Below are 20,409 nucleotides of genomic sequence, written 5' to 3'. Positions count from 1 at the left end.
GCCAGGTTTCGTTTTAAGTCCGTCGACCATTCTACCTGCTCCGGCACCTACAAGCTGAGGCGGATGCCGCCCTGCGGCTCCGAAGCGATTTCCTGATAGGCCGCAAACAGCAGCGATGTGTCGGGGACCTCAAGCATGGACGGCTTGGCGAGTCCGTCCAGGACCACGAAACGGAGCAGGTCTCCGCGGGACTTTTTGTCCCGGCGCATCCCGTCCAGCAGAGCCGACCAGCGGTCCTTCCGGTACGTCACGGGAAGACCCAGGGACTGGAGGATTTCCTTGTGCCGGTCCGCGGTGGCGTCATCAAGCCGTCCAACCATGCGCCCCAGTTCGGCGGCAAAAACCAAACCCACTGAGACTGCGGCACCGTGGCGCCACTGGTAGCGTTCGGCCAGTTCGATGGAGTGGCCCAGCGTGTGCCCGTAGTTCAGGAACTCCCGGCGGCCGGCTTCACGCAGGTCCGCGGAGACGATTTCGGCCTTGACGGCGATGGAGCGTTCCACGAGTTCACGCACGACGTCGGAGGCGCCGTCCCCTACAGCTTCCGTGTTCGCTTCGATGAGGTCCAGGATGGCCGGATCGGCGATGAAGCCGCACTTGACCACCTCGGCCATGCCGCTGAGCAGTTCGTTCTTGGGCAGGGTTCCCAGGGCGTCCAGGTCCGCGAGCACGCCTGCCGGCGGATGGAAGGACCCCACCAGGTTCTTGCCCTCGGCAGTGTTGATGGCGGTCTTGCCGCCCACGGCCGCATCCACCATGCCCAGCAGGGAGGTGGGGATGTGCACTACCTTGATGCCGCGCAGCCAGGTGGCGGCCACAAAGCCGGCCAGGTCGGTGACGGCGCCGCCGCCCACGGCAACAATGGCGTCCGAACGGGTGAAGTCGTTCTGGCCCAAGACCTGCCAGCAGAAGGAGGCAACCTGGATGTGCTTGCCTTCTTCCGCGTCGGGAATTTCAGCGGTCACGGCCGTCAGGCCGATGGCAGCCAGTTCGTCGCGGACGGTGTCGCCGGTGGCGCGCAGAGCCCGCGGGTGGATGACCAGGACGCGCCGCACGCGCTCCCCCAGCATGGCCGGGAGGCGGTCAAGCAGCCCGTTGCCGATGACGACGTCGTAATTGTTGGCGGGGATTTCGCCGGTCACCGGGATAACGGTGGGATCGGAGGCCATGGGGTTAAGCTCCTTCATTGAGGGCAGTTGTCAGCCGGTTGATGACGGCCGGGACGGTGAGTCCCCTGGTGTCGATGGTGATGTCGGCCAGGGATTCGTAAACGGGGCGCCGGGCCTTGGCCAGCTCTTCCCAGCGGCGCAGCGGGTCGCCGGCGAGCATGGGGCGGTTTCCGGAGCGGAGGATGCGGGGGCGGACCGTCTCCAGGTCCGTGTCCAGGAACACCACGGTGGTCCGCTGCAGCAGCTGCTGGGTGCCGGTGTCCAAGACCGCTCCGCCGCCGAGGGAGACGACGGAACGGGTCTTTTCCGCCAGTGCCGAGGCAACGCTGCGGGCCTCAAGCTCACGGAAGCCGCATTCGCCGCGTGCGGAGAAGATCTCGGGAATCGGACCGTGTTTTTCCACGATGAGCTGGTCCGTGTCCACGAACTTGAGCCGGTGGCGGCCCGCCAGTTCCCGCCCCACCACCGACTTGCCGGCGGCCATGAAGCCGATTAGGACAATGTGCGCAGAGTCACGGCTGCCGGACATTGGTGCCAGCCGACTCGAGGGCAGACGGAATGTTCTCCAGGTAGGTCCGGAGGTTGCGGGCGGTTTCTGCCACCGAATCCCCGCCGAACTTCTCCGTGACCGCTTCAGCCAGCACCAGGGCCACCATTGCCTCGGCCACGACTCCCGCAGCCGGAACCGCGCAGACGTCGGAGCGCTGGTGGTGGGCACGTGCGGGTTCGCCGGTGCTCACGTCAACGGTCTGCAGCGCGTGGGGCACGGTGGCAATGGGCTTCATGGCGGCCCGGACGCGCAGGACCTCGCCGATGCTCATGCCGCCTTCAATGCCGCCGGCGCGGTTTCCCGAGCGGATGACCCGTCCGCTGGCATCCTGCAGGATTTCATCGTGCGCAGCGGAGCCCCGGCGTGCGGCAGTGAGGAATCCGTCTCCGATTTCAACACCCTTGATGGCCTGGATTCCCATCAGGGCTCCGGCGATGCGGGCATCCAGCCGCCGGTCCCAGTGAACGTAGCTGCCCAGTCCCGGCGGCAGGCCGTAGGCCACAACCTCCACCACGCCGCCGAGCGTTTCGCCGTCCTTGTGGGCGGCGTCCACTTCGGCCACCATGGCGGCGGAGGTTTCCGGGTCAAAGCAGCGCAGCGGATCAGCGTCCAGCGCGGCAACGTCGCCGGGGCCGGGCAGGGCAGATCCCTCGGGGCTGGCCACGCCGGCGATGCTTACCGTGTGCGAGACCAGGTCAATGCCCAGGGATTTCAGGAAGGAAGACGCGACGGCGCCGAGGGCCACGCGGGCAGCGGTTTCGCGGGCGCTGGCACGTTCCAGCACGGGACGGGCCTCGTCAAAACCGTACTTCTGCATGCCGGTAAAGTCGGCGTGTCCCGGTCGGGGCCGGGTCAGCGGGGCGTTGCGGGCGGAATCGGCCAGCAGTGCGGGGTCCACCGGATCCGGGGACATGACCTGCTGCCATTTGGGCCACTCGGTGTTCCCGACTTCGATGGCCACCGGACCGCCCTGGGTGAGGCCGTGGCGGACACCGCCGAGGATCCGGACCTGGTCCTGTTCGAATTTCATCCGGGCACCGCGGCCGTAGCCGAGACGGCGGCGCGCCAGGGCTTCCTGGATCAGGGCCGTGTCCACTTCGACGCCAGCGGGGACGCCCTCAACTATTCCTACCAGTGCAGGCCCATGGGACTCACCGGCGGTCAACCAACGCAACATGGTTTCAATACTGCCATGTTCGGTGCGCGCGTTCAGCGCCGCGGTGCTCCCACTGCGTCACACATCACATTTGTGACGGCCTGCCCGTCACGGAACTGGTCTCCGGTAAAGAGCCGTACCTGTTCCACCGCCTGGTAGAGGAGCATTTCCAGGCCCGGGACAATCCGACCGCCCCGGTCCTCCCAGACACGGGCGATGCGGCTGGGCCACGGATCGTAGGCGACATCCAGCAGGACCGTGCCGGCAAGATCCGCGGTGCCCGCGGCAACGGCCTCGGCCAGGGAATCCGCGGCATGCGGCGGCAGGGTGGAAATCACGACGTCGGCGCCTGCACAGGCTTGAGCGGCGTCCGCCCACGGATGCAGGGTAAGCGCGGTTCCGGTGCGGCTTCCGGCTGCTTCCACGGCAACTGTTCCGTCTGCGGATTCCGGGTAGCGGCGGGCATAGACGTCCACGGAGGAAGCACCGAGCAGTCCTGCCGCAGCCACCGCTGCGCAGGCCGTGCCGCCGGAACCCAAGACGGCGACCCGGGGTGCCGGGCGCGCGCCGGCGTGGGTCAGCGCGCGCACGATTCCTTCGACGTCGGTGTTGTGCCCGGTGAGGAGCACTCCGCGGTCCGTGTACTCAAAGGTGACGGTGTTCAGTACCTGCAGGGCCTGTGCCATGGGCGTCAGCCGGTCCATGGCGGGGAGCAGCGCTGTCTTCAGCGGCATCGTCACGGACAATCCGGCCCAGCGGGGCTGGGCCGGATCCGGTTCCCGGAGGGCCGCCGCGAAGGCGGCGGCGTCCTCTTCGGGAACATCGACGGCGTCATACGTACAGCTAAAGCCGAGATATCCGTAGGCGGCGCGGTGCAGGAGCGGAGATTTCGAGTGGCTGATCGGATGCCCCAGGACGGCTGCCCGTGCGGCGGAACCGTTCAACTACCCGCACCTGCCCGGCTTCTGCGTACCGCACCACTGCTGGTACTGCTCCACGAATTTGGCGTGTTCAGCCAAGGTGCTGGAGAACTCGGTCTGGCCCGTATCCAGGTTCACGGTCACCCAGTAATAGAAGGGAACGTCGGCAGGGTTCGCCGCCGCGTCAACGGCCTCGGTGCTCGGTGAACCGATGGGTCCCACCGGCAGCCCCGGGTTTGCGTACGTGTTGTACGGGTTGGAGGTGTCCGCCTTCTCTTCCGGCGTCAGCTCGTAGCTCTTGCGGCCCAGGCCGTACGTTACCGTCGCGTCGGACTGGATCAGCCCGGACGTTTCCACGTTGTCGGCGCGCAGGCGGTTCTCGATCGCTCCGGCCACCTTGGCGTAGTCGGCTTCACCGGCTTCGGCCTGGACAATGCTGGCTTTGGTCAGGGTCCGGTACTGCTCATCCGGATCGGTGATGCCTGCGTCCTCCAGGGTCGTGAAGGTGCTGTTCACCATTTCCGTGACGATCTCGGTTGCGTCCTGGTCCAGCGGGAAGCGGTATTCACCCGGATGCAGATAACCTTCAAGGCTCACCGCTGCCGCCGGCAGGCCAAACGACTGGGGGTTCTTTGCCAGGGCTTCGAACTCGGCCAGCGGAATCCCGGTGGACTTACTGAGGATTTCAAACACTTCGCCCTGGCGCAGGTCACGAGCCACGGCGGCGTAGTGGACGCCGGGATCCTCTTCACCCAGCAGCGCGTCGACCGCCGAGGATGAGGACATCTGCTGCTTCATCTCGTAGGAGCCCGGCTGGATCTCGCGCCCGGCCGACTCTTCCTGGAACGCCTTAATAAACTCCTTGGAGGTGGCAACAATATCCGCCGCTTCCAGATTGGTGCCGATAACCATGGGGCCGTCGCCCTCGGCAACGGTGAAGCTCACGCTGCCGGTTCCGGACCCTTCATAATCCTTGATTTCGTTCAGTCCCAGCAGGTCCCGTACGAACACGGTCAGGCCGAACACCACGCCGGCGAAAATCACCGCAACCACCACCATGACAATGGTGCGGCGGCGCCGAAGGCGCTGTGTGGCGGGTGACGGACGGGTCTTGCGCGTCTCCGCAGCTTCTTCGAAAAGTTCGGCCACGGGGGCTGTACCGTCAGGGGCATAACCCGCGTCCTGCTGGAGTGCCGGGTCAGAGTCCGGGTCCGTTCCCATCGAAGGGTAGTCCGGGTACCTGTGGCTCACAGCGCAGAGCCGTTTCCGCGCTTGTTGTCCTGGGAAATGATTGGCTCCTGTGTCGGGGCCGGCAGTGCGTCGCTGGGACGCTGCTGCCGGCGCGTTGTAACCGGTTCCCCCACATCGCGTTTCTGGGAACGCTGCATGTCAATAGCGTGCTGCAGAATCGCCACAGCCGCCGCCTGATCAACCACTCTACGGTGATCTTTGCTGTTCAAGCCAGCCTCGTGCAGAGACCGGTGGGCAGACACCGTGGTCAGGCGCTCATCCACAAGGGAAACCGGAAGGGGATTTCCACTGCGTTCCAGCTCCGCCGCCAGGGTGTCTGCGTAGTCGCGTGCCATTTGAGTGGATGCGGTTTCAGTTCCCCGCATGCTCCGCGGCAGACCCACAAAAACCTGGACGGCTCCCCGGGTTTCCGCCTCGCGGACGACCACTCGAATGTCGCTGTTCTTCTTAGCGTCCCGTTTCAAAGTCTTGACCGGCATGGCCAGCATGCCGTCGGGATCGCTGACAGCCAGGCCCACGCGGACCTGGCCCACATCTACCCCCAGCTTAACCCCGCGGGGGTAGACCTGCTGTTCCACCATTAGCCCCGGTTGGCTACTGCGGCTTTGACGGCGGTGAGGGCGTCGCCGAGCTTGGCGGCGTCCGAGCCGCCGCCCTGGGCTACGTCGTCCTTGCCGCCTCCGCCGCCGCCGAGGACTCCGGCAGCAACCTTGACCAGCGCGCCGGCCTTGATGCCCGCAGCCCGGGCCTGCTCGTTAGTGGCAACGATCACTACCGGGCGGGAGTTGGCGACGCCCGCAACCGCAACAACGGCTGCACCGCTTCCCAGGCGGGACCGGAGGTCCAGCGCCAGGGTGCGCAGGTCATCCGCGCCGGCACCGGTTCCGGCGTCGTGCACCAGGACGCGCACGCCGTCAACGTCCACGGCCTTGGAAACCAGGGCCGCGGCTGAAGCAGCCAGCTGCTCGCGGCGCAGGCGCTCCAGTTCCTTCTCCGTTGCCTTCAGCTTGGCCAGGGTGGCGGCCAGGCGGTCCGGCAGCTGCACGGAGGGGACCTTCAGCATTTCGGACAGTTCATTGACCAGTGCGCGCTCGGCGGCGAGATGGCGGAACGCGTCCATGCCAACAAAAGCTTCCACGCGGCGGTTGCCGGATCCGACGGACTGTTCGCCCAGCAGGGTGAGGCTGCCAATCCGGGAGGTGGATTCCACGTGGGTGCCGCCGCAGAGCTCGCGGGACCAGTCGCCGTTCATTTCCACCACGCGCACGGTATCGCCGTAGGCCTCGCCGAACAGCGCGGTGGCGCCCAGTGCCTTGGCATCAGCCAGGGACATGATCTTTGTTTCCACCTGATAGTTGCTGCGGATCGCCAGGTTGGACACTTCTTCGATTTCAGACTTCGCGGCGTCGGAAAGACCTTCGCCCCAGGAGAAGTCGAAGCGCAGGTAGCCGGCCTTGTTGAAGGACCCGCGCTGCAGGGCCTCCGGGCCCAGAATCTGGTGCAGGGCGGCGTGCACAATGTGGGTACCGGAGTGCGCCTGCTCCGCCTCGTGGCGGCGCTGGGCGTCGACGGCGGCCAGGACATTGGCGCCTTCGGCAATTTCGCCTTCGCGGACAATGGCCTTGTGCACGCTCAGTCCCTTGACCGGGCGCTGGACATCGGAGACTTCCAGGACAAAGCCGTCACCGGTAATCAGCCCGGTGTCTGCGGCCTGGCCGCCTGCTTCTGCGTAGAACGGGGTCTCGTTGAGCACCAGGGAGATTTCGGTGCCCTGGCCGGCGTACGGCACCCGGGATCCGCCGGAGATGATGCCGCGGACGGAAGACTGGCTGGTCAGCTCGTCATAGCCGGTGAAGACGGTCTGTCCGGCGGCCAGGAGTTCGTTGAACACCGAGACGTCGTCGTGGCCGTGCTTCTTGCCCCGGGCATCCGCCTGGGCGCGCTGGCGCTGTTCGAGCATGAGGGCGCGGAACCCGGCCTCGTCCACCTTCAGGCCCGCTTCCTCGGCCATCTCGAGCGTGAGGTCGATCGGGAAGCCGTAGGTGTCATGCAGGGTGAAGGCGTCTTCGCCGGACAGCGGCTTGTGGGCGGCCTGGGATTCCTTCACGGCTTCTTCAAGGCGTTCGGTGCCGGAGGCGATGGTGCGCAGGAACGCCTTTTCCTCGGCGTAGGCAATGCGGCTGATCCGGGCGAAGTCGGTCTCCACCTCGGGGTAGGTGCCCTTCATGGCGTCGCGGGAGACGGGCAGCAGTTCGGGCAGGACGGCGGTCTCCACGCCCAGCAGGCGCATGCTGCGCACCGCACGGCGGATCAGGCGGCGCAGCACGTAGCCGCGGCCTTCGTTGGAGGGGCTCACGCCGTCGGAGATCAGCATCAGCGCGGAGCGGACGTGGTCGGCAACAACGCGCATCTTGACGTCATCGGCGTGGTGCGGATCCGAGGGATCTTCGGCCGAAGTGTAGGTCTTGCCGGAGAGCTCGGCGGCCTTGTCCAGTACGGGACGGACCTGGTCCGTCTCGTACATGTTTTCCACGCCCTGGAGGATCATGGCCAGACGCTCCAGGCCAAGGCCGGTGTCGATGTTCTTCTGCGGCAGTTCGCCGGCCACGTCAAAGTCGGTCTTGGACCGGACCTCGGAGAGCTGGTACTGCATGAAGACCAGGTTCCAGATTTCGATGTAGCGGGTCTCGTCGACGGCGGGGCCGCCTTCGAGTCCGTACTCGGGTCCGCGGTCGTAATAGATCTCGGAGCAGGGGCCGCCGGGGCCGGCCTGTCCGGTGTTCCAGTAGTTGTCGGCTTTGCCGGTGCCGATGATGCGCTCGTCCGGCATGCCGATCTTGTCCCGCCAGATGGCGCGTGCTTCGTCGTCGCGCTCGTCGCCGTCTTCGTAGACGGTGACCCAGAGACGCTCAGGGTCCAGGCCGAAGCCGCCCTTCTCGACGTCGGACGTCAGCAGCTCCCACGCGAAGGTGATGGCGTCTTCCTTGAAGTAATCGCCAAAGGAGAAGTTTCCGGCCATCTGGAAGAAGGTGCCGTGGCGTGCGGTCTTGCCCACTTCTTCGATGTCCGCAGTACGGATGCACTTCTGGACGCTGGTGGCCCGGCTGTACGGCGGCTTTTCGCGTGCGGTGAGGTACGGGATGAAGGGCACCATGCCGGCTACGGTGAACAGCAGCGACGGGTCATTGGTGACGAGCGACGCGGAGGGAACCACCGTGTGGCCCTTTTTGCTGAAAAAATCCAGCCAGCGGCGTGCAATCTCGTGGGACTTCATGGTGCTTTTTACCCTTCCGGTAATTCAGGTGTTTGCAGCATTTAGCTGCGGGCAGGCAGTGCGCGGCGGTGCGGGCCGGTGGTTCAGCGGCGGGCGGCGGCCATGGTGCCGGCAACTGTGTCGCCGGTTTCCACGCCCAGGGCGGTGCGCAGGTCGCCTTCCCGTTCGGTCATGCCTTCACGGAACGCATCGGCAAAGTTCTGCAGGGCGTCGGCGGCGGTGCCGACGGCCTTGTTGAGTCCGGCCGGACCCAGGGTGTTCTTGGCGTCCGAGAGGCGGCGGACGGCGATGACCCCGATGGTGACACCGATGGACATCCAAAAGACTCGCTTGATCATTCTCTTCGCTCCTGTGCTGGTGGCGGATTAGCGGCTGCTGCGGCGGCCGCGGCTCTTGCCGCGGGCAGAAATGGCCGAACGGACGCCGTAGCTGAAGGCGGAGACCTTGATCAGCGGCGAACCGACGGTGGCGGCCACCAGGGAGGACAGCGCGGAGATGTTCGCCGTGGCGTCCGAGACGTTGGAGGAAATGCCGTCCACTTTCTGCAGCTGCAGGTTGGTGGTGGACACGGTGGTGGTGACTTCCTCGATCAGCGGAGTCGTTTCGTCGCTGATCGTGCGGATGGCGCCGCGCAGCTCATCAAACACCTTGCCCAGCTTCCAGATCGGGACGGCCAGCAGCACCACCAGCACCGCAAACACACCGGCCGCAATCAGACCGGCAATATCTCCACCCGACATGGTTCTCCTCTTTGGGTTAAAAACTAAAAACTTCCGCTATGTACCTTACCTACTTCAAGGCCACAGCACTTACTTGCTTCCGCGGCGCGCAGTGCACCGGCAAAACGGGCCGCTTAAGCGAACAGCCCGCGGCACGGGCCGCGGGCTGTTGCAAAAATCGAGAAGACTCGAGATTAGCGTGCGTAGTATTCCACGACGAGCTGCTCTTCGCAGGTCACGGGGATTTCCGAACGCTTCGGGCGACGCACGAGGCGTGCCTGCAGCTTGTCCAGGGAAACATCCAGGTAACCCGGAACAGCAGGCAGGACGTCGCGGTGGGCGCCGGCAGCGGCAACCTGGAACGGCGTCATGGTCTCGCTGCGCTGGTGCACATGGATGAGCTGGCCTTCGGAAACGCGGAACGACGGGCGGTCCACGCGGGCGCCGTCAACCATGATGTGACGGTGCACAACAAGCTGGCGGGCCTGGGCGATCGTGCGGGCAAAGCCGGCGCGCAGCACGAGGGCGTCAAGACGCATCTCGAGCAGCTCGATCAGGTTTTCACCGGTCAGACCGGCGGTGCGGCGGGCTTCCTCGAAGACACGGGTCATCTGTGCTTCGCGGATACCGTACTGGGCGCGCAGACGCTGCTTTTCACGCAGGCGTACCGCGTAGTCGCTGTCCTGCTTGCGACGTGCGCGGCCGTGCTCACCCGGCGGGTAAGGACGACGCTCGAAGTACTTGGCTGCCTTGGGGGTCAAAGCAATGCCGAGGGCGCGCGAAGCGCGGGCCTGACGGCGTGCACGTGTGTTGTTAGCCACGTTCACCTTTCACTGTTTTGGCGGTTTGGCCACCATGGCCCTGGCTTGCGCCGGGATACCGCGATGACTGATACGTAAGTACTGGCCTCCATTAGGGAGAGCTCGGGCCAACCGCTGCCTTCTGCTACAGAAACGGCGCCGGGCACACCTGACGCTCGTAAAAGCGAAAAGGGGGCTTGGCGTCGCACTTGCCAGTCAACCATCAATGCTAGCACGCAGCAGCAGGCGCACGGGTCCGCCGCGGGGTGCCCGCGCCGCCTGTACTGCACCCTCCATTTTCCCGCCGCTTCACTTCCCGCGGACAATCCCCCGCAGCCGCTCCAGCCGCGCAGCGATGTCGCGTTCCACTCCGTTGACCGTCGGCTCGTAATAATTGCGGCCCACCAGGTCATCCGGCGGGTACTGCTGCCGGGCCACGCCGTGCGGTGAGTCATGGGAGTAGATGTATCCCTTGCCGTGCCCGAGCTGCTTGGCTCCGGGATAGTGCGCGTCCCGCAGGTGGGCAGGAATCCCCTGTCCCCGGCCGGCCCGCACGTCAGCGATGGCGGCATTGATGCCGTTGTAGGCGGCGTTGGACTTGGGTGCGGTGGCAATGTGGACCACTGCCTCGGCCAGGATGATCCGGCCCTCCGGCATGCCGATCATCTGCACCGCCTGGGCGGCAGCGACGGCGGTCTGCAGCGCGGTGGGATCCGCCATGCCCACGTCCTCGGCGGCGGAAATCATCAGGCGGCGGGAGATGAACCGCGGGTCCTCCCCCGCTTCGAGCATCTTGGCCAGGTAATGCAGGGCCGCGTCCACGTCGGAGCCGCGCAGGGATTTGATGAAGGCACTGGTGACGTCGTAGTGCTGGTCTCCGGCCCGGTCATAGCGCAGCGCCGCCACGTCCAGCGCCTTCTCTGCATCGCTGAGGGTGACCTCCGGGATGTCCGCACCCGCGGTGCGTTCGGAGTACGCGACGCCGGCCGCGGCTTCCAGTGCGGTCAGGCCGCGCCGGGCGTCCCCGGCGGCCAGGCGCACCAGGTGTTCCAGGGCCTCGTCGCTGAGGCGGACCCGGCCGGCGAGGCCGCGCTCATCTTCCACGGCGCGCTTGAGCAGGGCGGCAATGTCATCCTCGGTGAGTGGCTTCAGGGTCAGCAGCAGGGAACGCGAGAGCAGCGGGGAGACCACTGAGAAGGACGGGTTCTCCGTAGTGGCGGCCACCAGGACCACCCACCGGTTCTCCACGCCCGGCAGCAGGGCATCCTGCTGTGCCTTGTTGAAGCGGTGGATCTCGTCCAGGAACAGCACGGTGGTGATGCGGTGCAGGTCGCGGTTGGTGAGCGCTTCCTCCATGACCCGGCGGACGTCCTTGACGCCGGCGGTGATCGCGGACAGTTCCACGAACTTCCGTCCGGATCCTCGCGCCACCACATGCGCCAGCGTGGTTTTGCCGGTTCCCGGAGGCCCCCACAGCATGACCGACGACGGCCCGGCGGGACCGCGGTCATCGGCTGACTCCGCCAGGGTGCGCAGCGGTGATCCCGGGCCGAGCAGGTGCTGCTGGCCCACAACTTCATCGAGGGTGCGCGGACGCATCCGCACCGCCAGCGGGCTGCGCGGACGCTTGGGGGCGCCGTCGTCCTCGCCTGCACCGAAACCTGCGCCGTCGTCGTACTGGTTGTCCGTGCCCGTGGCACTGTCACTGTCGTCGCTGCTGAACAAATCACTCACGTCCCAAGGCTACTCGTGCCGTAGCGTGGGAGTTGGTCCGGCAGGTGCCGGCCGCTGCGACACGCTCGGTGGGCAGCATCACCAGGAGAATCGCGATATGCCCGCCACACGCCACACCTTCGTTTCTGCGCAGCGCCTGCCGGGCTGGTTGGACCGCCTGGCCGCCGGGAACGGTGAGCTGGACATCACACCCGAACACGGCGGACTGCACGTCCGCGCCGCCAACGGAACCGAAGCGGATCTGCGGGCGCCCTGGCCCGACGACGGACGCCCGGGACGCGGGACCAGCGACGTCGAACGCCTGGCCTCCCTGGCCGGCCAGTCCCGCACCCTCGGGATCGTGCTGCTGCGCCGCGGAGGGTACGCCGCCGGTGTGGCCCGAGAGGGGCTGCTGCTCGCGTCCAAGGCCGGCAACCGGTACGTGCAGTCCCGAACCGCGGCCGGCGGCGGGTCGCAGCAGCGTTTTGCCCGGCGCCGGGCCAACCAGGCGGACGCGCTGGTGGAGACCGCCGCCGAGCAGGCCGCGCGACTTTTCGCCGGCCATCCGCCGGAGTACCTCGTATTCGGCGGAGACCGGACGCTGACTGAACTGCTGGCCCGGCAGAAGGTTTTTGCTCCGTGGAGCAGTCTGCCGCGGCTGCAGCCCCTCGATGTCCAGGACCCCAAGCTGGCCGTGCTGGCTCAGGCGGCGAAGGATGCCTGCTCGGTTTCCATCCGGATTACGGTGCCCTGAGGGTTCCGTACTGCAGTTTCACCCGGGGAACAACCTGCGGACGCTGGCCTGTGCGGGTTCTTCAGCCGCGTGCCGGTACCTGGTTCCCGCCCACAGGCTCACTGCTTCGGGGTTCCCGGATGCCGCTGCTGCTGCACGGAGCGGCCCGGTGATCTGGTTCAGGAACGGATAGGCGTCCGGGGCATCCGGATGGGCGCGCATGAAGCCGTTGGTCAGCCCGCGGGCCGGACGGCCGGAGAAGGCACGGGTAACCGAGGTGCGCGGGTCCCTGCGTCCTAGGACGGCATCGCGGAGGGCAGTCCGGTGCACCGCCGAGGTGCCTGCCTCATTGGCCAGCAGCAGCAGGGTTCCCACCTGAACCGCCGAGGCTCCTGCGGCGAGGGCAGCGGCGGCATCGTGCCGGGTGGAAATTCCGCCGGCAGCCACCAGCGGCAGCGGGCAGGCTTGTCGAACCTCATCCAACAGGTCCGTCAGTGAGGCTTCTCCGGGTGTCTTCCCGCTGTCCAGGGTTCCGCGGTGTCCGCCGGCCTCCGGACCCTGCACACACAGCAGGTGCGCACCCGCTGCTGCAGCGGCTCTGGCCTCCTGTTCGTTGGTGACCGTGACCACGGTGCAGATGTCCTGTCCGGCAAGCTCCGCGAACACATCCGGCCCCGGCAGCCCGAAGGTGAAGGACACGGCGGGAACCCGTTCCCGCAGGACCAGCTCCAGTTTGGCCTGCCAGCAGTCGTCGTCCTGCGGATCGGGAAATCCCGGTTCGGGGATTACTGTTCCGGCCGGACCCTCCTGTGCCGCGGCGGCCAGGGCCTCGCGGTAGGCCAGCGAGGCCGCGAGCTTACCGGCCTGCTTCTCCTGCGACGTATCGGCATACGTGTTGGCATGATCGGGCACAAAGATATTCAGGCCGAAAGGCCGCCGGGTCAGTTCGCGGGTCCGGGTGATCTGACCGCGGACAGCGTCGGGACTCTTGTACCCTCCAGCAAGGAATCCGAGCCCTCCGGCGTTGCTGACCGCTGCGGCCAGCTCCGGCGTGGAGGGTCCACCGGCCATCGGCGCGCCAAGGACCGGAAGCGACAGCGAATTCAGGGTGAACATGGTTCCGGCCTAGAGCGTCACGGTGCCGTCGATGCAGGTGACCGTGGATCCGCCCACCCAGATTTTGCCGTCGCGCGTGAAGACCCGCACCCGCCCGGAGCGCTGGACGGCAGTTCCCTGCGTGACGACGTAGCGGTCCGGCGCCAGATTCGCTCCGATCAGCCACTGGGCCAGGCCGGCGTTGAGGCTTCCCGTCACCGGATCCTCGGCAACGCCCAGTCCCGGCACAAAGGCACGCACTTCAAAGTCCGTTTCAGCATCCGCCGGCTGCGCTCCGATCACGCCCACGCGCAGGTTGCCCATGACGGCAGGGTCCGGTGACAGACCCAGGACAGTCGCGGCGTCGGGCAGCAGGAGTCCGAGCCAGCCGGGTCCGTTGTCAATCCAGTTGGAAGCCAGCACCTGTCCCGGTTCCAGGTGCAGGGCCCGCCGCGCCTGGTCCAGGATTTCTTCCTCCAACGGACCCGAGCGCTGCAGCGGCGGGGCGGCAAACGCGGCGATGCCGGCATTGGCGTGCAGCGTCACCAGGCCGATGCCGCACTCCTGGACGACGACGTCGGGATAGCGGCGCTTGGCCCCGGTTTCCAGCCAGGCGTGGCAGGTTCCCAGGGTCGGATGTCCCGCGAACGGGAGTTCCCCGCCCGGGGTGAAGATCCGCACCCGGTAGTCGGCGCCGTCCACCGTGGGCGGCAGCACGAACGTTGTCTCGGACAGGTTGGTCCACCGCGCGAAGGACTCCATATCCGCGTCGGTGAGGCCCTCCGCTTCCAGCACCACCGCCAGGGGGTTGCCCAAATACGGTTCGCTGCCAAAAACGTCCACCTGTTTAAACCACCGCTGTCTCATGGTGAAAACTGTATCCCTTCGGTTGCGGGAGTTTTATGAAGCGGAGTTTTACGAACTGTGGCGGGGGTTTGCGCCTCGGTGCAGCCGGGCCTACCGTGGAACCAGAATCATGAGTCCCAGCCACAGGCCCTGGCCGGCTGGGCGGCAACCCTCTCGCCGTAGCGGGGTGCTCCAGGTGACGATTCGGCCGCCGGTTCTTCCAACCGGTCCGGCAAGTACCGCGTTTCGCTGCCGTGCTGGTCACGGCCGCCGGGCGCTTGAGGCAGAGGACCTTTTCCGCATGACGCTCACAACCGACCTTCAGCCGGCCGCCCTGCGCCGGGCCTTCTCCCGATTCCCCTCCGGCATTGCCGCTCTGTGTGCCGTGGTGGACGGCGAACCGCAGGGCATTGTTGCTTCCTCCTTCACCGTGGGCGTTTCCATGGATCCGCCGCTCGTGCTGTTTGCCGTGCAGAACACGTCCCGGACCTGGCCGCTTCTGCGGGGCGCAGCCAGGATCGGAGTCTCTGTCCTGGGTTCCGGGCACGAGGGCATCTGCCGGCAAATTGCGTCCAAGTCCGGTGATCGTTTTGCCGGCCTTAGCCTGCACACTGACGACTCCGGCTCCCTGTTCCTGGACCGGGCTGCCCTGTGGCTGGAATGCTCCGTGGAGAACGAAATTCCCGCCGGAGACCATGCCGTGGTGCTGCTGCGCGTCCACGGCCATGCCGCCCATGACGATGCCCGCGAGCCGCTGGTCTTCCACGGCTCAGCCTTTCGGCATCTGGGCGTCCCGTCCTTCGCCTGACTTCACGCGGCACCACCGTTTTGGGAAATTCCGGCCACTTTGGGAAATTCCGGCCGCTGCGGACCGTCCGGATTTTCCCAAACCGCACGAAATCGGACCTGATATTCCACGGGTTTATGACAGCGGCCGTCCGTTACCAATCCTTTACATTTGTAGCCGGGGCCACTATCGTTCTTCGGATTACTTCGGAAGGAAGTAGCGGAGATGGCCAGAAACAGAAATGCCAATGGAACATCACGGAATAAGGCAAGGCCCGGCAGCGCGTCGGATTTGCCGTTTATGCAGAAGGCCCTGCTTCCCGCAGCGGCGCTGGGCATGGTGCTGACAGGGTGCAGCGCCCAGGAGGAGCCCGAGGCCGTTTCCTCTCAACCGGCCACATCGGCGGCCACTGCCGAGGAGACCGCCACGGCGTCCCCCTCAGCCCGTTCTTCCAGCCGGAGCAGCATCGGCGTGGAAGTGCCCCCCGGAAGCACGGAGCCTCCTGTCCCCAATGACCCGGCCATGACGGCACTGTTCCGGGCGGACAATCCCATCAGTCTTGAGAGCTACTTCCAGCAAAACCCCAAGTGGCGTCCACTCAACGCCGACCTTGTACTCGAGGAACGCGGCACCGGGAGGAGTACCTTCGATCTGCCCCGGGTGGAACCGGGGACCAGCTTCAGCGTGTTCCTCACCTGCAACCAGCCCGGGGATTACAGCATCGAGGTCCTGGACGCTGGTTCTGGCCCGGTTACCGCTGCCAGCAGCAACAACTGCAATTGGCCGGTTCTGACGTCTTTCGAACACATCGTCACACCCGATCAAACCCCGGCATCCATCACAGTGGACGGCCCGGACGGAGATTACTGGCTTGTTGTCTACAATTTGCCGGTCCCCACTATGGCGCCCGAAACGTCCATGGGGCCCGCAACTACGGCACCCGCACCGGGCTAAAAAAGGCTGTCGGAATAAATTACCGAGAATTACCGGCGCGCAGAAACATGAAAGTGCCCGGCCGCATCAACGGCCGGGCACTTTCATCATTCTGGAATCCTGCGAAAGACCTAGTCCTTCTTGGCGTCGTCCTTCTTGGCCTCAGCCTTCTTCTCCGGCTTGAAGTCCACGCCGGCTTCCTTGCGCTGCTGGGCAGTGATCGGAGCCGGTGCCTGGGTCAGCGGGTCGTAGCCGCCGCCGGACTTCGGGAAGGCAATGACGTCGCGGATGGACTCGCTGCCGGACAGCAGGGCAACCACGCGGTCCCAGCCGAAGGCGATGCCGCCGTGGGGCGGTGCGCCGTACTTGAAGCCCTCAAGCAGGAACCCGAACTTCTCCTGTGCGTCCTCCTGCGAAAGGCCCATGACCTTGAAGACGCGTTCCTGTACGTCACGCTGGTGGATACGGATGGAGCCGCCGCCGATTTCGTTGCCGTTGCAGACAATGTCATAGGCGTAGGCCAGCGCCGACGCGGGATCCGTGTCGAAGGTGTCCATGAACTCGGGCTTCGGGGAGGTGAAGGCGTGGTGGACGGCCGTCCAGGCTCCTCCGCCCACTGCCACGTCACCGGCGGCGACGGCAGCGGAAGCCGGCTCGAACATGGGTGCGTCAACAACCCAGACGAAGGCCCAGTCGTTGGGGTCGATCAGGCCGGTGCGGTGGCCGATTTCCACGCGGGCTGCGCCGAGCAGGGCACGGGCTTCGGTTGTCTCGCCGGCACCGAAGAAGATGCAGTCTCCGGGCTTGGCGCCAACCTTTTCCGCGAGGTTTTCGCGCTCAAAGTCGGTGAGGTTCTTGGCAACGGGGCCGGTCAGCGTGCCGTCTTCCTGGATCAGCACGTAGGCCAGTCCCTTGGCGCCGCGCTGCTTGGCCCATTCCTGCCAGGCATCCAGCGTGCGGCGGGGCTGCGAGGCACCGCCGGGCATCACGACGGCGCCCACGTAGGGAGCCTGGAACACGCGGAAGGTCGTGTCCTTGAAGAATTCCGTCAGGTCCGTCAGCTCCAGGCCGAAGCGCAGGTCCGGCTTGTCGGATCCGTAGCGGGCCATGGCGTCCGCGTACGTCATGCGCGGGATCGGAGTGGTGATGTCGACGTCGATCAGCTTCCACAGCGCCTTCACCACGGACTCACCGAGAGCGATGATGTCATCTTCCTCGACAAAGCTGGCTTCAATGTCCAGCTGGGTGAATTCCGGCTGGCGGTCGGCGCGGAAGTCTTCATCGCGGTAGCAGCGGGCAATCTGGTAGTACTTCTCGAACCCGCCCACCTGAAGCAGCTGCTTGAAGAGCTGCGGGGACTGGGGCAGGGCATACCAGGACCCCGGTGCCAGGCGTGCCGGAACCACGAAGTCGCGGGCGCCTTCAGGGGTGGAGCGCGTCAGCGTGGGAGTCTCGATTTCCACGAAACCTTCGTCGTGCAGCAGGTTTCGGGCCACCCGGTTGGCTTCGGAGCGCAGGCGCATGTTGCGTGCGGGAGTGGGACGGCGCAGGTCCAGGTAACGGTGCTTCAGGCGGGCCTCTTCGCCAACTTCCACATGCTCGTCAATCTGGAACGGCAGCGGGTCGGACGTGTTCAGGACCACAACTTCGTCAGCAATGACTTCCACTTCGCCGGAGGCCAGTGAGGGGTTTTCATTTCCCTCGGGGCGCTTCTGCACGGTGCCGGTGATCTGCAGTACGTATTCGTTGCGCAGTCCGTGGAAGACGTCTTCTTCCCGAACCACTACCTGGGCGATCCCGGAAGCATCGCGGAGGTCGAGGAAGGCAACGCCGCCGTGGTCCCGGCGTCGGGCCACCCAGCCAGCGAGGGTGACGGTCTGTCCAATATGCTCGGCCCTCAGGGAACCAAGGGCATGAGTGCGCAGCACAGCAGTCCTTTCAAGATTGCTTGCGGAAAACACTGTTCCCGCTCATTGTGAATACAAGGTCTCTATAGAAGTTTACCGGTGTTCACTTCCTTTCCCAGCCAAGGACCCCAGCGCGCAGCCGTTGCGGCCGCACTGCCGGCCGGGCCCGACTGATCGGAGGGACGCGTGTCCGGAAGCTCCGACGTGAAACTTCCGCTGGGCGGCTTCGACGCCACCACGGTGGGCATCGGCTGCATGGTGGGCGGGGGGATCTTCGTGGTCCTGCCCCCGGTTGCGGCAGCCGCCGGTTTCGCGACGGCCGCATCCCTCGTCCTGGCCGCCCTGGTGGCGTACTGCTCGGCCGCATCAACTTTCCTGCTCGGCGCCGGTCTTCGCGCCAGCGGCCACTCGAATGCCGGGGGCACAACGCGCTCGGCAGCCCGAGTCATTTTTGGTACCCATGCGGGTTTCTTCACCGGCTGGACCATGGTGTGTGCCCTGGTGACCTCCGCCGCCGTCCTCTCCCTGGCTTTTGGCCTGTATGTGCTCCCCGGCCAGGCGCGTCCAGCGGCGGTTGGAGCTGCGGCGGCGGCAACCGCGCTGAATCTGTTCGGCCTGCAGCGCAGCACCTGGGTGATCCGTTTTGTGCTGGCCTTCGTGATTGGCGTACTGGGCTTTGGGGTGGTGGTGGCCTTCAACGAGGCCGGAGGTCCTCCCCCGCCGCCGGGCGTCCTGGAGGAGACCGAGTCCACCGCCGGTTTGCTGCAGGGAGCGGGTTTCGCGTTCTTTGCCTTTGCGGGGTACGCCCGCCTGGCATCGGGCGGCTTCCGGGTCCGCGCCCCGGACCGGAACCTTCCGCGTGCCATTCCGGCGTCCATCCTGGTGGCCCTCGGGCTGTATCTGTTGGTGAACCAGTCCCTGCTGGCCTGGTTCTCCGGGCCGGCGGGCCTGGCGGCGTCGCTGGCTCCGCTGCGTGAACCGGTGGCGAATGTGGGTCTGGGGATCGGCACCGGGGCCGTGGCCATCGCCGCCGGTGCGGCCAGCCTGTCCGGCGTGTGGCTGCTCACGGAAGGAAGCGCGCATACGGCGGCTGCCATGGCCGACGACGGCGACCTCCCCCGGGTTTTCGCCCGCACGGGCAAAACCCGGCGGGTGCCGTGGCCGGCTGCCGCCGCGGCGGGCGCCGTCGTCGTCGTGCTGGTGCTGACCGCCAGCCTGGGAACGCTCCTGGCCCTGGCCTGCTTTGCGCTGCTGCTGCACGCAGCCATGACCAATCTGTGCGGCTATGCGCTGGAACAGCGGCGCTGGTACACGCCGCGGGCCGTTAACCTGGCCGGACTGGCCGGCGCCCTGGTGACGGCGCTGAGCCTGCCGCTGGCGGCGGTCCTGATGATGCTGATCGTGCTGGTGTTTGGCCTGGTGGTGCGGCTGACGTTCCACCGGTCCGGCAGCCCGCCCCCGGGTGCAGGGCCGCCCGCCCCGCCCAACCAGGCCTAGTGCAAGGCCGGACCTTCAGTCCTGGGCCCGCCGCCAGTTCCGAATCAGATCCAGCAGCTCGGCCTTCCGGTCCGGCTGGGCAAAGGAGGCCTCCACCGAGTTGGCCGCCAGCTTTGCGAGCTGGTCAGGGGTGAGGTCGAAGGTCTGCCGAAGCTGGGCGAAGATATCGTCCACGTAGCCGCCAAAGTAGGCCGGGTCGTCGGAGTTCACCGACACGTTGAGCCCGCGGGCCAACATCTGCGGCAGCGGGTGGTCCGCGAGCGTGTCCACCGAACGCAGCCGCACGTTGGAGAACGGGCAGAGGGTCAACGGCACCTGGTCCCGGACAAGGCGTTCCACCAGTTCGGAGTCGTCCAGGCAGCGCAGGCCATGGTCAATCCGGTCCACCAGCAGCAGGTCCAGCGCCTGCTCGATGTAATGCGAAGGTCCCTCTTCACCGGCGTGGGCCACACATTTGAGGCCTGCTTCGCGGGCCATCCGGTACAGCTGGATGAAGCCTTCCGGCGGGTAGCCCATCTCCGCGGAGTCCAGGCCGACGGCGGCGATCGGCGCCTTGGACTCAATCAGCCGGGCCAGGACTTCCTCGGCCTCGGCGGCCGGCCGGTCCCGCAGGAACGCGGCAATGAGTTCGGTGGAGATGCCGTAATCCTCCAGGCTGGTGGCCAGCACCCCCGCCACCCCGTTAATGCAGTCCGCCAGCGGAACACCGCGGAGCAGGTGCGCCTGGGGGTCAACCATCATTTCCACGTGGCGCACTCCGGCTGCTGCCGCCCGGCGCAGATAGGCCCGCGTCATGTCGGCGAAGTCGGCTTCGGTCCGCAGCACGTCCATGTTGGAGTAGTAGAGGTCCAGGAAGGACTGCAGGTCGGTGAACTCGTACCGGCTGCGCAGCTCCTCGAGGTCCGCGTAGGGAAGTGTGATTCCGTTCCGGTCCGCCAGTTCGAAAATCAACTCCGGCTCCAGGGTTCCTTCAATGTGCAGGTGGAGTTCAGCGGAGGGCAGCAAAGGCTCGATGGGTGCAGTCGACATGCTTTAAGCCTAGGCGATGCCGAAGGCGCC

The 20,409-nt window shown here is 66.3% G+C and carries 19 protein-coding genes and 1 riboswitch; of the genes, 4 read left to right on the top strand and 15 right to left on the bottom strand.

Features of this window, described 5'->3' with window-relative positions; genetic code table 11:
• Nucleotides 1–47: 47 nt before the first annotated feature.
• The 11 genes from aroB to ACIQXM_RS05215 all read right to left on the bottom strand — a co-directional run bounded on the left by aroB (nucleotide 48) and on the right by ACIQXM_RS05215 (nucleotide 11,438).
• Nucleotides 48–1,169 (bottom strand): 3-dehydroquinate synthase, encoded by a 1,122-nt coding sequence (aroB, locus tag ACIQXM_RS05265; RefSeq protein ID WP_400928608.1) that lies wholly within the window; start codon nucleotides 1,167–1,169, stop codon nucleotides 48–50.
• Nucleotides 1,170–1,173: 4 nt separating this feature from the next.
• The gene (locus tag ACIQXM_RS05260) at nucleotides 1,174–1,698 is read right to left on the bottom strand and encodes a shikimate kinase (RefSeq protein ID WP_400928605.1); all 525 of its coding nucleotides are present in this window, start codon (nucleotides 1,696–1,698) and stop codon (nucleotides 1,174–1,176) included.
• Nucleotides 1,682–2,896: a chorismate synthase gene (gene aroC, locus ACIQXM_RS05255; protein ID WP_400928602.1), complete on the bottom strand. Its 1,215-nt coding sequence runs from the start codon at nucleotides 2,894–2,896 to the stop codon at nucleotides 1,682–1,684. The genes ACIQXM_RS05260 and aroC overlap by 17 nt, the downstream gene beginning before the upstream one ends.
• A 32-nt stretch (nucleotides 2,897–2,928) precedes the next feature.
• Complete coding sequence (locus tag ACIQXM_RS05250; RefSeq protein WP_400928600.1) at nucleotides 2,929–3,819, bottom strand: shikimate dehydrogenase family protein; 891 nt, start codon at nucleotides 3,817–3,819, stop codon at nucleotides 2,929–2,931.
• Nucleotides 3,820–5,046, bottom strand: coding sequence for an endolytic transglycosylase MltG (gene mltG, locus ACIQXM_RS05245; protein ID WP_400928598.1), 1,227 nt, complete (start codon nucleotides 5,044–5,046; stop codon nucleotides 3,820–3,822).
• Nucleotides 5,043–5,624, bottom strand: a complete 582-nt coding sequence (gene ruvX, locus ACIQXM_RS05240) for a Holliday junction resolvase RuvX (protein ID WP_400928595.1) — start codon at nucleotides 5,622–5,624, stop codon at nucleotides 5,043–5,045. The genes mltG and ruvX overlap by 4 nt, the downstream gene beginning before the upstream one ends.
• Before the next feature lie 2 nt (nucleotides 5,625–5,626).
• Nucleotides 5,627–8,320 (bottom strand): alanine--tRNA ligase, encoded by a 2,694-nt coding sequence (gene alaS, locus ACIQXM_RS05235; protein WP_400928592.1) that lies wholly within the window; start codon nucleotides 8,318–8,320, stop codon nucleotides 5,627–5,629.
• Between the two features lie 83 nt (nucleotides 8,321–8,403).
• Nucleotides 8,404–8,658 carry a hypothetical protein gene (locus ACIQXM_RS05230; protein WP_400928589.1) on the bottom strand — a complete coding sequence of 85 codons (255 nt, stop codon included), beginning with the start codon at nucleotides 8,656–8,658 and terminating at the stop codon, nucleotides 8,404–8,406.
• A 27-nt stretch (nucleotides 8,659–8,685) separates the two neighbouring features.
• The gene (locus ACIQXM_RS05225) at nucleotides 8,686–9,060 is read right to left on the bottom strand and encodes a DUF948 domain-containing protein (RefSeq protein WP_400928586.1); all 375 of its coding nucleotides are present in this window, start codon (nucleotides 9,058–9,060) and stop codon (nucleotides 8,686–8,688) included.
• 173 nt (nucleotides 9,061–9,233) lie between these two features.
• Nucleotides 9,234–9,860 (bottom strand): 30S ribosomal protein S4, encoded by a 627-nt coding sequence (gene rpsD / locus ACIQXM_RS05220; protein WP_152227785.1) that lies wholly within the window; start codon nucleotides 9,858–9,860, stop codon nucleotides 9,234–9,236.
• A gap of 288 nt (nucleotides 9,861–10,148) precedes the next feature.
• A complete protein-coding gene (locus ACIQXM_RS05215) occupies nucleotides 10,149–11,438 on the bottom strand; it encodes a replication-associated recombination protein A (RefSeq protein WP_400929512.1) in 1,290 nt (429 codons plus the stop codon).
• Between the two features lie 232 nt (nucleotides 11,439–11,670).
• Between ACIQXM_RS05215 and ACIQXM_RS05210 the strand changes: the two genes are divergently transcribed.
• Nucleotides 11,671–12,306, top strand: coding sequence for an acVLRF1 family peptidyl-tRNA hydrolase (locus ACIQXM_RS05210; protein ID WP_400928583.1), 636 nt, complete (start codon nucleotides 11,671–11,673; stop codon nucleotides 12,304–12,306).
• An 18-nt stretch (nucleotides 12,307–12,324) separates the two neighbouring features.
• Here ACIQXM_RS05210 and ACIQXM_RS05205 read toward each other — a convergent pair whose 3' ends face one another.
• Nucleotides 12,325–13,401, bottom strand: coding sequence for a nitronate monooxygenase (locus ACIQXM_RS05205; RefSeq protein ID WP_400928580.1), 1,077 nt, complete (start codon nucleotides 13,399–13,401; stop codon nucleotides 12,325–12,327).
• 9 nt (nucleotides 13,402–13,410) lie between these two features.
• Entirely contained in the window at nucleotides 13,411–14,247 is an 837-nt protein-coding gene (locus tag ACIQXM_RS05200; RefSeq protein WP_400928577.1) for a PhzF family phenazine biosynthesis protein, read from the bottom strand.
• Between the two features lie 105 nt (nucleotides 14,248–14,352).
• A riboswitch (SAM riboswitch) is annotated at nucleotides 14,353–14,471 on the top strand.
• 56 nt (nucleotides 14,472–14,527) lie between these two features.
• On the opposite strand from ACIQXM_RS05200, the gene ACIQXM_RS05195 reads away from it, so the two are divergent.
• Together ACIQXM_RS05195 and ACIQXM_RS05190 are read left to right on the top strand one after the other, a co-directional pair.
• The gene (locus tag ACIQXM_RS05195) at nucleotides 14,528–15,034 is read left to right on the top strand and encodes a flavin reductase family protein (RefSeq protein ID WP_400928575.1); all 507 of its coding nucleotides are present in this window, start codon (nucleotides 14,528–14,530) and stop codon (nucleotides 15,032–15,034) included.
• Nucleotides 15,035–15,313: 279 nt separating this feature from the next.
• Entirely contained in the window at nucleotides 15,314–15,967 is a 654-nt protein-coding gene (locus ACIQXM_RS05190) for a hypothetical protein (RefSeq protein WP_400928573.1), read from the top strand.
• Nucleotides 15,968–16,077: 110 nt separating this feature from the next.
• Here the strand turns inward: ACIQXM_RS05190 and aspS are convergent, their stop codons facing one another.
• A complete protein-coding gene (aspS, locus tag ACIQXM_RS05185; RefSeq protein ID WP_400928571.1) occupies nucleotides 16,078–17,874 on the bottom strand; it encodes an aspartate--tRNA ligase in 1,797 nt (598 codons plus the stop codon).
• A 165-nt stretch (nucleotides 17,875–18,039) separates the two neighbouring features.
• Here aspS and ACIQXM_RS05180 point away from each other — a divergent pair, with 165 nt between their 5' ends.
• Nucleotides 18,040–19,350, top strand: a complete 1,311-nt coding sequence (locus ACIQXM_RS05180; RefSeq protein WP_400928568.1) for an APC family permease — start codon at nucleotides 18,040–18,042, stop codon at nucleotides 19,348–19,350.
• 15 nt (nucleotides 19,351–19,365) lie between these two features.
• Here ACIQXM_RS05180 and ACIQXM_RS05175 read toward each other — a convergent pair whose 3' ends face one another.
• Nucleotides 19,366–20,379 carry an adenosine deaminase gene (locus tag ACIQXM_RS05175; RefSeq protein WP_400928565.1) on the bottom strand — a complete coding sequence of 338 codons (1,014 nt, stop codon included), beginning with the start codon at nucleotides 20,377–20,379 and terminating at the stop codon, nucleotides 19,366–19,368.
• Nucleotides 20,380–20,409 lie beyond the last annotated feature (30 nt).

This window comes from Arthrobacter sp. NPDC097144, assembly GCF_044762205.1.
Classification (GTDB): domain Bacteria; phylum Actinomycetota; class Actinomycetes; order Actinomycetales; family Micrococcaceae; genus Arthrobacter_B.
The sequence above is the reverse complement of the archived record's forward strand: the minus strand, read 5'-3'. Positions and strand labels throughout refer to the sequence as shown.

Bases quoted from the DNA above. Each gene is read 5' to 3' on its own strand.
- aroB (WP_400928608.1), bottom strand. From the start codon at position 1,169: ATGGCCTCCGATCCCACCGTTATCCCGGTGACCGGCGAAATCCCCGCC.
- ACIQXM_RS05260 (WP_400928605.1), bottom strand. From the start codon at position 1,698: ATGTCCGGCAGCCGTGACTCTGCGCACATTGTCCTAATCGGCTTCATG.
- aroC (WP_400928602.1), bottom strand. From the start codon at position 2,896: ATGTTGCGTTGGTTGACCGCCGGTGAGTCCCATGGGCCTGCACTGGTA.
- alaS (WP_400928592.1), bottom strand. From the start codon at position 8,320: ATGAAGTCCCACGAGATTGCACGCCGCTGGCTGGATTTTTTCAGCAAA.
- ACIQXM_RS05230 (WP_400928589.1), bottom strand. From the start codon at position 8,658: ATGATCAAGCGAGTCTTTTGGATGTCCATCGGTGTCACCATCGGGGTC.
- ACIQXM_RS05225 (WP_400928586.1), bottom strand. From the start codon at position 9,060: ATGTCGGGTGGAGATATTGCCGGTCTGATTGCGGCCGGTGTGTTTGCG.
- ACIQXM_RS05215 (WP_400929512.1), bottom strand. From the start codon at position 11,438: ATGCGTCCGCGCACCCTCGATGAAGTTGTGGGCCAGCAGCACCTGCTC.
- ACIQXM_RS05210 (WP_400928583.1), top strand. From the start codon at position 11,671: ATGCCCGCCACACGCCACACCTTCGTTTCTGCGCAGCGCCTGCCGGGC.
- ACIQXM_RS05205 (WP_400928580.1), bottom strand. From the start codon at position 13,401: ATGTTCACCCTGAATTCGCTGTCGCTTCCGGTCCTTGGCGCGCCGATG.
- ACIQXM_RS05200 (WP_400928577.1), bottom strand. From the start codon at position 14,247: ATGAGACAGCGGTGGTTTAAACAGGTGGACGTTTTTGGCAGCGAACCG.
- ACIQXM_RS05195 (WP_400928575.1), top strand. From the start codon at position 14,528: ATGACGCTCACAACCGACCTTCAGCCGGCCGCCCTGCGCCGGGCCTTC.
- ACIQXM_RS05190 (WP_400928573.1), top strand. From the start codon at position 15,314: ATGCAGAAGGCCCTGCTTCCCGCAGCGGCGCTGGGCATGGTGCTGACA.
- ACIQXM_RS05175 (WP_400928565.1), bottom strand. From the start codon at position 20,379: ATGTCGACTGCACCCATCGAGCCTTTGCTGCCCTCCGCTGAACTCCAC.